The sequence below is a fragment of the Bacillus sp. SRB_8 genome, from assembly GCF_003264205.1.
GTDB lineage: Bacteria > Bacillota > Bacilli > Bacillales > Bacillaceae_G > Bacillus_A > Bacillus_A mycoides.
This window is the reverse complement of the sequence record NZ_NADT01000008.1, coordinates 118,665-133,750: the sequence shown is the minus strand read 5'-3', so window position 1 is coordinate 133,750 and position 15,086 is coordinate 118,665. Positions and strand designations below refer to the sequence as shown.

Annotated in this window: 13 protein-coding genes and 1 pseudogene; 9 read left to right on the top strand and 5 right to left on the bottom strand. The window is 35.6% G+C overall.

Annotation, left to right across the window (positions count from 1 at the left end; genetic code table 11):
• Nucleotides 1-11 precede the first annotated feature (11 nt).
• Entirely contained in the window at nt 12-1,202 is a 1,191-nt protein-coding gene (rocD, locus tag B5P40_RS07475; RefSeq protein WP_000616665.1) for an ornithine aminotransferase, read from the bottom strand.
• Between the two features lie 150 nt (nt 1,203-1,352).
• Between rocD and B5P40_RS07470 the strand changes: the two genes are divergently transcribed.
• Entirely contained in the window at nt 1,353-1,718 is a 366-nt protein-coding gene (locus B5P40_RS07470; protein ID WP_000233497.1) for a YisL family protein, read from the top strand.
• Nucleotides 1,719-1,775: 57 nt separating this feature from the next.
• Here B5P40_RS07470 and B5P40_RS07465 read toward each other — a convergent pair whose 3' ends face one another.
• Nucleotides 1,776-2,330, bottom strand: a complete 555-nt coding sequence (locus B5P40_RS07465; RefSeq protein ID WP_002030292.1) for a DUF2777 domain-containing protein — start codon at nt 2,328-2,330, stop codon at nt 1,776-1,778.
• 242 nt (nt 2,331-2,572) lie between these two features.
• On the opposite strand from B5P40_RS07465, the gene asnB reads away from it, so the two are divergent.
• The 3 genes and pseudogenes from asnB (at nt 2,573) to katB (ending at nt 6,591) form a co-directional block, all read left to right on the top strand.
• Nucleotides 2,573-4,420: an asparagine synthase (glutamine-hydrolyzing) gene (gene asnB / locus B5P40_RS07460; RefSeq protein ID WP_113709037.1), complete on the top strand. Its 1,848-nt coding sequence runs from the start codon at nt 2,573-2,575 to the stop codon at nt 4,418-4,420.
• A gap of 189 nt (nt 4,421-4,609) precedes the next feature.
• A pseudogene (locus B5P40_RS07455) lies at nt 4,610-5,065 on the top strand (ferrochelatase).
• A 59-nt stretch (nt 5,066-5,124) separates the two neighbouring features.
• The gene (gene katB, locus B5P40_RS07450; RefSeq protein ID WP_061688967.1) at nt 5,125-6,591 is read left to right on the top strand and encodes a catalase KatB; all 1,467 of its coding nucleotides are present in this window, start codon (nt 5,125-5,127) and stop codon (nt 6,589-6,591) included.
• A gap of 181 nt (nt 6,592-6,772) precedes the next feature.
• Here the strand turns inward: katB and B5P40_RS07445 are convergent, their stop codons facing one another.
• Nucleotides 6,773-8,005: an ammonium transporter gene (locus B5P40_RS07445; RefSeq protein WP_002011245.1), complete on the bottom strand. Its 1,233-nt coding sequence runs from the start codon at nt 8,003-8,005 to the stop codon at nt 6,773-6,775.
• A gap of 212 nt (nt 8,006-8,217) precedes the next feature.
• On the opposite strand from B5P40_RS07445, the gene B5P40_RS07440 reads away from it, so the two are divergent.
• Entirely contained in the window at nt 8,218-9,525 is a 1,308-nt protein-coding gene (locus tag B5P40_RS07440) for an alpha-amylase family glycosyl hydrolase (RefSeq protein ID WP_113709036.1), read from the top strand.
• Nucleotides 9,526-9,543: 18 nt separating this feature from the next.
• Here B5P40_RS07440 and B5P40_RS07435 read toward each other — a convergent pair whose 3' ends face one another.
• Nucleotides 9,544-10,035, bottom strand: coding sequence for a YajQ family cyclic di-GMP-binding protein (locus B5P40_RS07435; protein ID WP_002030284.1), 492 nt, complete (start codon nt 10,033-10,035; stop codon nt 9,544-9,546).
• A 284-nt stretch (nt 10,036-10,319) separates the two neighbouring features.
• On the opposite strand from B5P40_RS07435, the gene B5P40_RS07430 reads away from it, so the two are divergent.
• On the top strand, nt 10,320-11,174 hold the full coding sequence (locus B5P40_RS07430; RefSeq protein WP_113709035.1) for a CvfB family protein: 855 nt from the start codon (nt 10,320-10,322) through the stop codon (nt 11,172-11,174).
• 266 nt (nt 11,175-11,440) lie between these two features.
• Here the strand turns inward: B5P40_RS07430 and B5P40_RS07425 are convergent, their stop codons facing one another.
• Nucleotides 11,441-11,740 (bottom strand): hypothetical protein, encoded by a 300-nt coding sequence (locus tag B5P40_RS07425; RefSeq protein ID WP_002030282.1) that lies wholly within the window; start codon nt 11,738-11,740, stop codon nt 11,441-11,443.
• A 631-nt stretch (nt 11,741-12,371) separates the two neighbouring features.
• Between B5P40_RS07425 and B5P40_RS07420 the strand changes: the two genes are divergently transcribed.
• From B5P40_RS07420 to B5P40_RS07410, 3 genes are all read left to right on the top strand, one after another.
• Nucleotides 12,372-13,280, top strand: coding sequence for an acyl-ACP desaturase (locus tag B5P40_RS07420; protein ID WP_061688964.1), 909 nt, complete (start codon nt 12,372-12,374; stop codon nt 13,278-13,280).
• A 195-nt stretch (nt 13,281-13,475) separates the two neighbouring features.
• Nucleotides 13,476-13,937: a CarD family transcriptional regulator gene (locus tag B5P40_RS07415; RefSeq protein ID WP_002166152.1), complete on the top strand. Its 462-nt coding sequence runs from the start codon at nt 13,476-13,478 to the stop codon at nt 13,935-13,937.
• An 815-nt stretch (nt 13,938-14,752) separates the two neighbouring features.
• Nucleotides 14,753-14,986, top strand: coding sequence for a hypothetical protein (locus B5P40_RS07410; protein ID WP_002030277.1), 234 nt, complete (start codon nt 14,753-14,755; stop codon nt 14,984-14,986).
• Nucleotides 14,987-15,086: the final 100 nt, after the last annotated feature.

The window sequence follows — 15,086 nt, the reverse complement described above, 5'->3', positions numbered from 1 at the left end:
CCTCACTATGATTAAGATAGTACAGCTTTAATTTTTTGGAACGCCCACTCTAAATCTTCTTCAGAGATTACTAGAGGTGGTGCAATACGAATTACGTTTTCGTGTGTTTCTTTACATAATAGACCAGCTGCTTTTAGTTGTTCACAGTAAGGACGAGCTGGCTCGTTTAATTCGATACCGATGAATAAACCTTTACCGCGAATGTCAGTAATCATTGGGTTATCAATTTCTTTTAATTGCCCAACTAGTTTTTCTCCTAATTGAAGAGAACGCTCTGTTAATTTTTCTTCTTCTAATACTTCAAGAGCTGCAATAGAAACAGCACATGCAAGTGGGTTACCACCGAATGTAGAACCGTGAGAACCTGGCTCAAATACACCTAAAATGTCGCTGTTTGCTGCAACACAAGAGATTGGGAATACGCCGCCGCCAAGTGCTTTACCAAGTATGTACATGTCAGGAGTTACATTGTCCCAGTCGCAAGCAAATACTTTACCCGTACGGCCTAAGCCTGTTTGGATTTCATCTGCTACGAATAAAACGTTTTCTTTTTTACATACTTCAAAAGCTTCTTGTAAGAAACCAGCTGGTGGAATGTTAATTCCTGCTTCACCTTGGATTGGCTCTAAAATGAATGCAGCTGTATTTGGTGTAATCGCAGCTTTTAACGCTTCTAAATCACCATAAGGAATTACAATAATGCCAGGAAGCATTGGACCGAAGCCGCGCTTGTACTCTTCGTTTGATGACATAGAAACAGCACCCATTGTACGTCCGTGGAAGTTATCTTCACAAACGATGATTTCTGCACGGTTTGCTTCTACCTTTTTCACATCATAAGCCCAGCGACGAGCTGTTTTAATTGCAGTTTCAACAGCCTCTGCACCTGTATTCATAGGAAGTACCATATTTTTATTTGTTAGTTTCGCAACTTTTTCGTACCAAGGACCTAATTGATCGCTATGGAAAGCACGAGAAGTTAACGTCACTCGATTAGCTTGGTCAATTAAAGCGTTAATGATTTTTGGATGACGATGACCTTGGTTTACTGCAGAATATGCACTTAATAAGTCCATATAGCGGTTTCCTTCAGGATCTTCTACCCAAACGCCTTCTGCTTTAGAAATAACGATTGGAAGTGGATGGTAGTTATTTGCCCCGTATGTGTCTGTAAGTTCGATAATATCCTTAGTTTGAATCATGATTGTTCCCCCTTTTGTTATTACAAGAAGTTTGTAAATACTCTAAATATTATAGCATTTAAATATAAAAAAGCGAAACATTTCCTGAAAATATATGAACATGTTATCATATAGAGTGAAAAAGTGTGAAAAAGAGGAGGCAGGGATACGATGGTACATATGCATATTACAGCATGGGCGTTAGGATTAATTTTATTCTTCGTTGCGTATTCACTTTATTCAGCAGGAAGAAAAGGTAAAGGTGTACATATGGGGCTTCGCCTTATGTACATTATCATTATTGTGACAGGTTTCATGTTGTACATGAGTATTGTGAAGACGGCAACAGGTAGCATGCACATGTGGTACGGCATGAAAATGCTAGCTGGTATATTAGTAATCGCTGGAATGGAAATGGTTCTTGTGAAAATGAGCAAGAACAAAGCAACAGGGGCATTTTGGGGATTATTTATTGTTGCACTAGTAGCGGTATTTTACCTTGGACTGAAATTACCGATTGGTTGGCAAGTATTCTAATAAAAAATAAAACCACCTTATGATCTCAAATATTTGGGAGATAAGGTGGTTTTTATTTTATGTCGCATCAATATGCAACTCTTCTCCGTTTACTTTCGTAAATCGCAAAATATTTTTATTAGAGGAAGAGTGGCGTACAAAATGATGCTGCAATGTACAAATCATCTCTTCATTATCAAATAAAAGAATATTTACTCCTTCGCATGCTTCCTCTTTTGGCAAGAAGGATAAATAATTATGACAATACATGCAATCATATAAAGAGTAATGAAGCGATTGTAATGCCTCAGTTAATAATGTAAAGACAGAGTCAGGTAATTCCTCAAGCCATTCATTATAGCTAAGAAGTAATTTTTTACGAATTCGTATCATTTCTCCGTTTTGGAGAGAATGTTGTTCATTTGCAATTTGTAATATGTCTTGTTCATAAAAACGAGCTGGTAGCCAATTGTTGTTATATAAAATTTCAAAACCATCTTCAGCAATATCTTCTAATAGAAAAGCCTCATCATTTTCATCATCAAAGAATACCCATTCTTTGTTTATATATTCTACATTACCGACTGTATGAGCGCGCGGTTGGTTATACAAAATATGTTTGCGTTGTATCATAGTTCATTTCTCCTTTTATAGAAATAGTTATTCTTGTTATGGACAGTTCGTACGTTCTTTATAACTAGACACACCTAAAGATAGATGGGCATACAATAAAACACGCTTTACACTGTGAAACTGCTATTCCATATATGGATAGTTAGTTATCGTCAAGTTTGTTGTTTTTATGTATCCGCACTCATAGGGTGGGGATTACTGCACGTTCAGAAACAGATATTAGATTAGGAAGGATGATTCTTATGTGCGGGATTACAGGATGGGTGGATTATAAACGCTCATTAGAAGGGGAAAGGGACATCGTGACGAAGATGGCGGAAACGCTAGCGAAACGCGGTCCAGATGATAATAAAGTTTGGATTAAAGGGAACGTCGCATTTGGGCATAAACGGTTAATCGTTGTAGATCCTGAAGGTGGTAAACAACCCATGACTTGTTTAAAAGACGAAACGAGTTATGCGATTTGCTATAACGGAGAGCTCTACAATACAGAAGATATTCGCAAAGAGTTATTAAGAAGAGGTTATACATTTAAAGGGCATTCCGATACAGAAGTACTATTGGCATCTTATATTGAATGGAAAGAAGAATGTGTCGATCATTTAAACGGTATATATGCGTTTGCAGTATGGGATGAGAAAAATGAACGAGTCTTTATTGCCAGAGATAGATTAGGTGTAAAACCGCTTTTTTATAAATATGATAGCGGACGATTATTATTTGGTTCAGAGTTAAAAGCGATACTAGCGCATCCAGATGTGAAGGCGGAAGTAACGTTAGAAGGGTTGTCAGAAATATTTGGCCTCGGACCATCTAGAACGCCTGGTCACGGTGTATATGCTGGTATTCAAGAACTGCGTCCGGGTCATGCAATGACGTTCTCAAAAGACGGTTTATGCATATGGAGATATTGGAATGTAGAAAGTAAAAAACATGAAGATTCATTTGAAGAAACAGTAGAGAAAACTCGTTTTTTATTACAAGATGCGATTACGAGACAATTAGTTTCTGACGTACCACTATGCACTTTTTTATCAGGAGGTGTAGATTCAAGTGCTATAACAGCAATTGCCGCGAAAGAGTATGAAAGATCAGGGAAAGGTCAATTGCACACGTATTCTGTTGACTATGAAGATAACGACAAATATTTTAAAGCGAATGCGTTTCAGCCGAATTCAGATGCACCATTTATTAATTTAATGACAGAGACATTTCAAACAATTCATCATCGCTGCGTCATTTCTAATGAACAACTAGCACAGTATTTAACAGAAGCAGTACTCGTTCGCGATTTGCCTGGTATGGCAGATATTGATTCTTCATTATTATGGTTTTGCCGTGAAATAAAACAAGATTTTGTCGTCGGTTTATCTGGAGAATGTGCAGATGAAATATTCGGAGGTTATCCGTGGTTTTATAGAGAAGATGATTTACAATTAAGTGCATTTCCATGGATGCGTTCTACAGAAGCGCGTGAACAACTTCTGAAGAAAGAATGGAGAAATAAATTAAATTTACAACAATATGTACAACAACGCTATGAAGAATCCATTCAAGAAGTTCCTATTTTAGAGGGAGAAAGCCCATTAGAAGCGAAGAGACGACAATTATTTTATTTAAACATGGTATGGTTTATGACAACATTATTAGACAGAAAAGACCGTATGAGTATGGGGGCAAGCTTAGAAGTACGCGTTCCATTTGCGGACCACCGACTTGTCGAATATGCGTGGAATATTCCTTGGGAAATGAAAATGTATAAAAACCGCGAAAAAGGTCTATTGCGTAAGGCTTTAGAAGGATTACTTCCAAATGATATATTGTATAGAAAGAAAAGTCCGTATCCGAAAACGCATAACCCGCACTATACGAAAGCAGTCACAGTATGGCTCCAAGATTTATTAACGGATAAAGGCTCAATTTTGCATGAATTGTTCGATAAGGAGCAATTGAGCGGATTGATCCAGTCTGGCGGCAGTGCATTTCAAAAACCATGGTTTGGTCAATTAATGACTGGGCCGCAGCTTTTAGCTCATTTAGCGCAAATTCATGTTTGGTTTAAAGAGTATGGGGTGAATATTAAGGAATAGGGAAAGAGCGGCTTATATTTATGTGAGCCGCTCTTTTTCTTAAATAAATTGTCATATAAAATTCGGGATCATATTAGAAATAATACTTATTTAGAATTATTATTTTGACGTACTTATTATTGCTTGTTATAATTGGAAACAAATGTTCTTGAAAAAGATTCTCATTTCCAAAATTGAGGTGCTATATAGATGACGAAGAAGAAAATAGGTTTGCTTGTAATGGCATATGGAACACCGGAGTCATTAGATGATGTAGAAGCTTATTATACTCACATTCGTCATGGGCGTAAGCCATCTCTGAAGAAGCGCTCCAAAATTTAATCGGACGGTATAAAGCAATTAGTGGAATTTCACCGCTTGGGAAAATAATGAAAGAGCAGGCGCATAAATTAACAGATTCAATGAATAAAATGTTTACAGAGTATGAATTTGTTTGTTACTTAGGTTTAAAACACATTGCTCGATTTAGGAGTTTTATATGACACCGATTATGAATGTAAAGTTGTAACTGATGAATTAAATGCCGCATATTTTAGACTAAATATGCCCAATTCACAATCTGTATTTATTGATTGTTTAGCTGAAATTGTTTCCAAAAAAATGAAGGAAATAGTTGACAAGGATTTATTTTTGAATAATAATTAGTTTATAATAATTTTAAATAAATAATAATTACTATGAAGGAAAGAGGAGGATCACCCTTGATGAATCCAAATAAGCGCTTAACAACAAACCAAGGTGCTCCAGTTGGAGATAACCAAAACTCTCGTACAGCTGGTCGCCGTGGACCGGTATTGTTAGAAGACTATCATTTAGTAGAAAAACTTGCTCACTTTGATCGTGAACGTATTCCTGAGCGTGTTGTGCATGCACGTGGTGCAGGTGCTCACGGTGTATTCGTAACGAAAAACAGCATGAAGCAATATACGAAAGCAGCGTTTTTACAAAATGAAGGAACTGAAACACCTGTATTCGTTCGTTTCTCAACGGTTATTCATGGTCAAGGTTCTCCAGAGACAGCTCGTGATCCGCGTGGGTTCGCTGTTAAATTTTATACAGAAGAAGGAAACTACGATATCGTAGGTAACCACTTACCAGTTTTCTTCATTCGTGACGCAATTAAATTCCCTGACATGGTGCATTCTTTAAAGCCAGCACCTGATACAAATGTTCAAACGCCAGATCGTTACTGGGATTTCATGACGTTAACTCCAGAATCTACACATATGATGACATGGGTATTTTCTGATTATGGTACACCGGCAAACTACCGTGAAATGGAAGGTTTCGGCGTACATTCATTTAAATGGATTAATGCAGAAGGTAAAATCGTTTACATTAAATATCATTGGAAGCCACAGCAAGGTGTGCGTAACTTAAGTGCAAAAGAAGTCGAGCAAGTGCAAGGTAAAGACTTCAATCATGCAACTCGTGATTTATTCGATGCAATCGAAAAAGGAAACTATCCGAAATGGGATTTACACGTACAAGTAATGCAACTAGATGAAACGGATTCTTTAGATTTCGATCCACTAGATCCGACGAAAGTATGGCCGGAAGATCGCTTCCCATTAATTGAAGTAGGGACAATGACGTTAAATCGTAACCCGAAAAACTTCTTTGCGGAAGTAGAACAAGCGGCGTTTACTCCAAGTGCAACTGTAAATGGTATTGAACCATCTGAAGATAAATTATTACAAGGTCGTTTATTCTCTTACCCAGATACGCAGCGTTATCGCCTTGGTGCAAACTATTTACAAATTCCTGTAAACTGCCCATACGCTGCTGTTCGTAATCAACAACGTGATGGTGCGATGCAAGTGGATCAAAACCCATCTACAATAAACTACGAACCGAGCCGTCATACTGAAAATCCAGTTGAAGATCCAGCTTACCGCGATTCAACTATGAAAGTAGAAGGCTACGTATCTCGTGAAAAAATTGAAAAACCAAATGACTTCAAACAAGCGGGTGAGCGTTACCGTTCATTCTCTAAAGAAGAGCAAGACAACTTAATTGCGAACTTAACAAACGACTTAAAAGGCGTAAATGAGCAAACGAAATTACTAGCTATTTGCAACTTCTTCCGCGCAGATCATGACTACGGAATGCGTTTAGCAGGGGCGTTAAATGTTGATATTACGCAGTATGTAGGGAATGTTCCGAAGTAAATAGGAAAAGACGACTGTTAAACGGTCGTCTTTTTTGTGTAAAATCATGCAGGGTATTTTGCGTTTTAGCTATGTCGGAATTCGTCGGTAAATCGATATATTTATGGAAATACAGGGTGGGGTATGCTAATCAGTGCGATAAAAGAGATGCAATCTACTATTAATAGATTGCATCTCTTTTTTAATTTACTCGCTCAGTATACTCATAAGCTTTCTCCCCATGCATCGAAATATCAAGCCCCATTTGTTCTTCGTGCTCATCGACGCGAACAGGAAGGAAGAAGTTAATAGCCTTAATAATGGCGTACGTCATTATGATTGTGAATGCATATGTTGCTCCGATTGCTACAAGTTGTTTGAAAAGGAGAGTGGCGTTTCCGTAAAATAATCCGTTAGCACCATCGCTATTTATAGTAGTAGTAGCAAATAGTCCAGTTGCAATACCGCCCCAAGTTCCTCCAATGCCGTGGCATCCAAATGCATCGAGTGTATCGTCGTATCCGAATTTGTTTTTTAAGAAGAAGACAGCTCCGAAGCATAATATACCGCCGATTGCTCCGATAAGAAGAGCGGAGAAAGGTGTAACGAATCCACAAGCCGGCGTAATTGCGACTAAACCAGAAACAACCCCGGAAGCAGCTCCCATCGCAGTCGGTTTTGATTGGAAGAACCATTCAGAAAGCATCCAAGTTAGAGCTGAGGCAGCGGCGGCTATATTTGTATTAATAAATGCAGTTAAAGCTACGTCATTTAAAGATAATGCACTACCGACGTTGAAACCGAACCAGCCGAACCAGAGTAAGCCTGCGCCTAACATTGTAAATGGTAAATGATGAGGGGAGGTACCGCTTATGTTTTTTCGTTTTCCAAGGAAAATAGCTAATACAAGACCAGCAACGCCAGATGTGATATGAACGACATTACCACCAGCGAAGTCTAACGCGCCGAGTTCTCTCAGCCATCCGCCAACGCCCCATACCCAATGTGCGACAGGATTGTAAACGATTGTTGTCCAAAGAAGGATAAAAATAAGAAAGGCAGAAAATCGCATTCTTTCGGCGAATGCCCCTGAAATTAAAGCGGGAGTTAAAATAGCGAACATGAGTTGGAACATCATAAATAAATTGTGAGGAATAGTAGATGAGTAGTCTGGGTTTGGTGCGTAGGTAACTCCGTTTAGACCGAACCAATCGAGATTGCCAATAAGTCCGTGCCAATCTGGTCCGAATGATAAAGAATAACCGATAACAATCCATTGAATCGAAACGATAGCCATTGCGCTATAACTGTGCATTGTCGTGCTGAGTACGTTTTTACTGCGAACCATACCCCCATAAAAAAGTGCCAATCCTGGTGTCATCAACATGACCATTACTGTCGTTACAAAAATAAAAACTGTATCTCCCGTATTCATTCTCTCTCCTCCTATGATGTTAGAAAAAATAACATCTATATGTTATGTTTCATATCATATTCGAAATAAAAAGAAAAATCAACTAAAAATTCAGAAAACTTTTTAAGTGATGTCAGAAAACCTAACATGATGTATTTTTTTGGGGATAAAATCAACGTATGCGATTTGCTCTAAAAATTGGTATAATATTCTTACAATTGTAAATTTGGGGGATGCGTGTGAAAAAAATATGGACTAAGGAACTATTCATTTGTTTTTGTTTAGCTGTTATTTTGTTTGTACCAGTACATACTTTTGCGGAAGAAAAAAGGGAATGGCGAGATGAAGTTATATATTCCATTATGATTGATCGCTTTAATAACGGAGAATCGAAAAATGACAAACAGTTAGACGTTGGTAATTTAGAAGGGTATCAGGGCGGAGATATACGTGGGATTATAAAAAGATTGGACTACATAAAAGAAATGGGATTTACTACTATTATGCTTTCGCCACTTTTTGAAAGTGAAAAGTATGACGGGTTAAGCGTTCGAAATTTTCGAAAAGTAAATGAGCATTTCGGAACAGAAAATGATGTGAAAGAACTTGTAAATGAGGCTCACAAAAAAGGAATGAAAGTTGTCTTTCAATTTCCGTATGAAGAAAATGAACAACAATTAATAGACTCGATGAAATGGTGGATAAAAGAAGTCGATTTAGACGGAAGTTATGTGATACATAGTGAAAAAAAGCCGCGTGCTTTTTGGGATGAAGTGCAAAAGGATTTGCAGAAGGTAAAGAAAGATTTTCACATTATGACAAAGGAAGATAATGAGTACTATAAAAAAATAGTAGAGTCATTTTCAAAAGCAGATATGTCTGTGAAACCTTTATATGATGTGAGTGGAAAAGAAGAGGAATTCGCTACGTTTTTAGATAATCAAGAAACAAAGCGATTTGCACGTATTGCAAAAGAAAATATGTATTACCCACCGTCTCGTTTAAAACTAGCGATCACTTACTTATTAACATCCCCGGGGATACCGAATTTTTATTACGGAACTGAAATCGCATTAGATGGGGGAGATGCTCCAGATAATAGACGATTAATGGATTTCAAATCTGATGAAAAGTTTATGCAGCACATAACGAAGCTAGGTGAACTTAGACAAGCGAGACCATCTTTACGACGTGGTACGTTTGAACTTCTATATGATAAAGATGGAATGAGTATATTAAAACGAAAGTATAAAGATGAAGTAACACTAGTAGCGATTAATAATACGAAAGAAACGCAAAAGGTCTCCTTACCTGTAAGTGCAATTGGTGAAAAACAAGAGTTAAGAGGATTGTTAGAAGACGAAATTATAAGAGAAGAAAACGGAAAGTTTTATCTTGTTTTAAAGCGCGAAGAGTCGAATGTGTATAAAGTTAGCGAAGAAACAGGTGTGAATTGGTTGTTTATCTCCTTAATAGTCGGTGTGAACGTATTATTTATTGCTTTTTTAAGTGCGGTTAAAAAGAAAAGATCCTCTGTATAGATAGAGGATCTTTTTTTCTTAGCGGTAGTTAATGAACTGTACGTCGATTGGTAAGTCGACGCTGCGAACGGCTGCGATTACTGCTTGTAAGTCATCACGGCTTTTCGCTGTTACGCGTACTTGGTCATCTTGTACTTGCGTTTTTACTTTTAATTTCATTTCTTTAATGATGTTGTTAATTTTTTTCGCGTTATCTTTATCGATACCTTGTTGCAGAGTTGCACGTTGGCGAACAGTATTACCAGATGCAGTTTCAACTTTTCCGTAGTCCAAGTTTTTAATTGGAACGTTACGTTTTACAAGTTTAGAAATTAGAACGTCTTTTACTTGGTCTAATTTGAACTCGTCATCAGAAGTTAAAACAAGTACTTCTTTTTCTAATTTAATATCACTTTTACTACCTTTAAAGTCATATCGGTTTTGGATTTCCTTTAATGCGATGTTAATTGCGTTTGTTACTTCAGGTAATTCTACTTTCGAAACGATGTCAAAAGAACTCTCTTTTGCCATAGTTAGCACCTCCAAATAAATTTCTATCTTTTCATGTACCTAAATAGGCTATGTAATATACATATTAAAGTATAGCGGAAAATACATCGATTAGATAGAGTGTTGCAACTTAAGTGTTTTGACGGGTCATCCGTAGGGGAATATAGTCCTATAGATACAGTCTTTATTTAATTATAGTGAATTTTGGGCAGTTGGACAAATAAAGGAAAAATCGTGTTATAATTAACTTTTGTTTGGAATGATAAAAAAGATAATTTTATATATATAGAAGGGAATTAAAAAATATGTATTTGCAATTAGGATCGATTGAACAGGTAACTGTTTTACGCGAAACGGAAATCGGATATATGGTTGGAAACGAAGAGGAAGAAATCTTCCTACATAAAAACGAATTAGCTGGAGAAATTGCAGAAGGCGATACGATCGATGTATTCTTATACCTTGATCACCAAAATCGTATTTCAGCAACAATGAAGGAACCAATTATTACAACACATGATTGGAATTGGGTAAAGGTTGTAGAAGTTATTCCTAGTTTAGGTGTGTTTGTTGATATTGGTGTATCAAAAGATATACTAATTCCACTTGATGAGTTTCCAATTTATATGCCAGTATGGCCTCAGGAAGGCGACGAATTATATTGTACGTTAAAATTAACGAATCGTGATCGTTTAATTGCTCTTCCGGCAAGAGACAGTGATATGCAAGAAATTATCGTAGATGCAACGCCATCTATGCGTAATAAAAACGTAAATGGACGTGTGTATCGCTCACTTCAAGTTGGTTCATTCATACTAACTGACGAGCATTTCCGTGCTTTCTTACACCATACAGAAAGAAAAGAACAAGTCCGCATCGGTGAGCGCGTAACAGGTCGTATTATTGACGTGAAAGACGACGGTACAATTAACATTTCACTTCTTCCTCGTAAAGAAGAAGGAATGGAAGATGATGCAGCAGTACTTTATGCATATATGGAAGAACGAGACGGAGCAATGCCGTTTTGGGATAAGAGCAACCCAGAAGACATTAAAGAACGTTTCAATATGAGTAAGGCTGCATTTAAGCGTGCACTTGGTAAACTGATGAAAGAAGAAAAGATTTACCAAGAAGAAGGCTGGACTTACTTTAAGAAATAAGATAAATGAAAAAGAACTATTTTTTCTCTTAATTTTTAAGAGAAGAGATAATTCTTTTTTTTATTATAAAGTACATAAAAAGTAAATAAGGTGTAATAAAATTCACAAAATCTGAAGATATACAAACGACTAGAATACGTTATGGTTTTTATTATAACAAGAAAGAAGAGTATTTCGAATAAAAAGAATATTAAAATGAGTTTTTGGGCTTTTAGTTAACAAAGTTTCGAAAATAAACACTTTATAAAGGTTTCCTTTAAATATGATTATTGTGTTTCGAGGGTTTCCTTATAAATCTTAGCTATATATTTTACAAAATCAATGATGGGATAGTGTATGAGCGAGCGGTGCTGCGTAAAACGAACTCCTGATTTTTCCATTTTCGAAATGATTTGTTCAATTTCCAACTCTTTTTGTTGTATCTTATTATAATTTTGATATACAATGTTTTTCCATTGATAGGAAGAACCATGAAAATAACTCTCTCCTTTTACCCTGTGATTAAATATTATTTCTATTTTTTCTCTACGTTGTCTTTCCTTCATATACGATTCCGTTGACTGCATGGTTATCGCCTCTTTCCTTTGTATTGTATACTGTTTCCGAAAATTCGGTCTAACTCATCATAGCCAATGTACAGTGATTTTGTTGGGGATTGTCGTTTAAGGCTATCTTATCAACTGTATATATTTTGCAATTTCTTAATCTAATATCTTATATCTAAATAAATTGTTAGTGTGTATAAAACGCCATTAATCTTTTAAGTTTTTGCTACCAATAACAAAATTAGAAAGTAACGAAAACGGATGAAAGATAAATTGTTTATCAATCTTTATTATAAAACGATTCTTTATGGATATGCACCTTTTTATACTCACCAAGATTTACAATATGACGAGTATCTTCATCCATGAATGTTATCCTCTATTTGCTGAGGATAGTTTTTTTATTTAGGCTAAGCAACATATCGTATGCCTCAGAACCCTTTTTATAAAAAATGACAATATATGTAACGGTTTCCCTTTTGATATGAAAAAAATCATATAGAAATAAAGCGTTCTTAAAGTGGTTTGTTAAAAATTTGTTGTATTTGACTTAAAAAAAGGAAAGTAATATTTATTTGTAGAAAATTTTTAAGGATACAAATGAATGTAAAAATAGAATGACTATCTACGATAAAAAAGGGGGCACTTATATATGCTAACAAATGATTTAGATTTCCGATTAGAACCACGTTTAAAAGAACTGTATGAACAACATAAAATAAGAGCGCAGAAGATAGACTGGGGTTATCATGAGTTTTTACCATGGGATAAGGGAATGGACTTTAAAAGAGTTCCTTGGGATGAAAGTCAAGTTACTCTTCCTTCTGGTGTAATTACGGCTATTGAGACAGCTTTATTAACAGAAGTGAATTTACCATGGTTTACAACGTATTTATCGGCGACCTTTAAAGGATCCCTTTCTGTTATTACAGACTTTATTCATACTTGGACCTCAGAAGAGGATCAACATTCGAATTTATTGGAGACATATTTACTACTCACTCGAAGTGTGAACCCTAAACGAATACATGATTTAAGAAAGTCAGTCGTTGAGGGTGGATTTGAGCCTGATTTTCATACACCAATCGAAGCAATGACGTATACGACGCTACAAGAACTTGCAACGCTGGTGTTTTATAATAACGTAGCTAAGGTTTCAAGTAAGTATGATCCAGATCTTGCTACATTATTACGTCGTCTCGCCAAAGATGAGACTCTTCATTATGCGTTTTATCGAGACGTCATTCGAACACATTTGGAATTAGAACCTAATTATTGCTATCATATTGCCAATGTGATTAAGAATTTTAAAATGCCAGGTGCCGTCATGCCTGATTTTGAAAATAGAATGGCTGTGATTGCAAAAGAAGCGAATTATGGACCACTACAATATTTTGATCAAGTACTTGATGTAGTGGTTGATTATTGGGGGTTAAAAGACTTACGACCAATTGCACCTTTAGCTGAAAAAGCAAGAATTGAGATTTTGGAATACCACACAAGATTGAAAAAAATACGGGATCGATTTGGTCGTTTTCAAGGGAAAACTGATCTACGTTAATGAGTAGAGATTTCTGAATATAAGCGGGGGAATCTGACACACTCCCTATTGTTTTTGGGGTGTTTTTTACTTAATTTAATTTTTGTCAAAAAAGTAGTTGACGATAAAAACGATTTTATGATATTATAAAATATTTGATAAAAAATCACATATATGTTAAGGTTGAGAAGGTTACCATATATGGAGGTGGATTATATGTTTCAAATTGGCGATAACATTGTTTATCCAATGCACGGAGCAGGTATAATTGAAGCCATAGAAGAAAAAGAATTCTCAGGAAAAAAACAACAGTATTATGTTATAAAAATGTCGATCAGTAATATGCAAGTCATGATTCCTATGGGGAAAATATTAAGTTCGAGTATACGCCCAGTTACTGATATACTTGCATTAAAACACATTATACAAATTTTTCAGCATGGAGAATCAGATAAATTATTGCCGTGGAAACAAAGGTATAAAGTGAACACGGACAAAATAAAAACGGGTGAAATACAAGAAGGTGCTGAAGTTGTACGTGATTTAATGCGTATGAAGAAAGAAAAGGCACTTAATACAAGCGAAAAAAAAATGTTGGATAACGCACATGAATTTTTGATTAGTGAACTAGGATTAATTAAAGGAATCACTGAAAATCAAATAAAAAGTTTCTGTTAAGATTCATTATAGATAATGTATTACATCCCCCGAAAATATCCTGAATTTTTCGGGAATATGATGATTATTAAAAGTAAATCATTTCAAAGACATTCAACTTCTTTAACTCACTTTTAGAGTAGGAACCTCTTTTGTTATTACTTCAATCTAATCCATTTTTATTTTTAAATTTCTTTTACGAACGTTCGAAGTTTCATCAAATAACTCGATTAAATAGTCACTTGATTTTGCAATCCTGATTCACACTGGCACGGACAAGGAGCCGTAAGGATGAAAGAGAGGTAGGGCTTTCATTGTTTTAGGTAATATACTATCTAAGTCATTATTTCTAGAAGAAAAAACAATCAATCTCACCGCTATCTTTAAGAATTTCTTACATCTACTGAGACAGTGAATAGTAATTGTTTATCTTCTTTACGTAAAATTGATAAGCGAACTGGTAACACCATATGGTTAACTACAAAAAATGGTTTCCAGACCAGGAAACCACTTTTAATTTTATTTACATAACAATAGTAAATTNNCAAGAATAGCTAAAAATAGTTGAATGCACGAAGAAAAGGATCAGCCTTTAAGAGAAGGGAGGATCCTTTTTGTTTGCTGCAGCTAATATGGGGTACACATAATTTTCATCTGATGTGTTGGGGTTAATAGGAAGGAGAGGGTCGGGATTATCATAGTGGAAAGCTTAACATTGGTAGGATTTCTTTTCATGTTATATACATTAGTTGCTAAAAAAACAAACTAATTATTTAAATGGACAGATTTTTCTTTTTAAGGTCGGAATTTATTTTATAGTGAAATGGATAATTTAGATGGATGCAAGGAAAGAACGCATAAAATACGAGGAAATGTCAAAGAATTATGACTGTATTTATTTAGTTTCGTTTATCTTATTAATTGTGCTTGTTTGTAGTAGTGTGATTATCATAGGAGCTACAGGGGGGAAATATGGAGTGTTTTTATTGTTAACAATTTTACTTAACGCACGTATTACTAAAGAATCTCAAAAAATGTATGAGCACTATTCTAATAAAGGGCGTATTTAAAATGATACATATCTTGAAAGGAACAGCCTGGATGTACATTCAAAATATCCCTATATCATCACCTATTAACTAGTAAAAGTAACCTTATATAAATAATTTT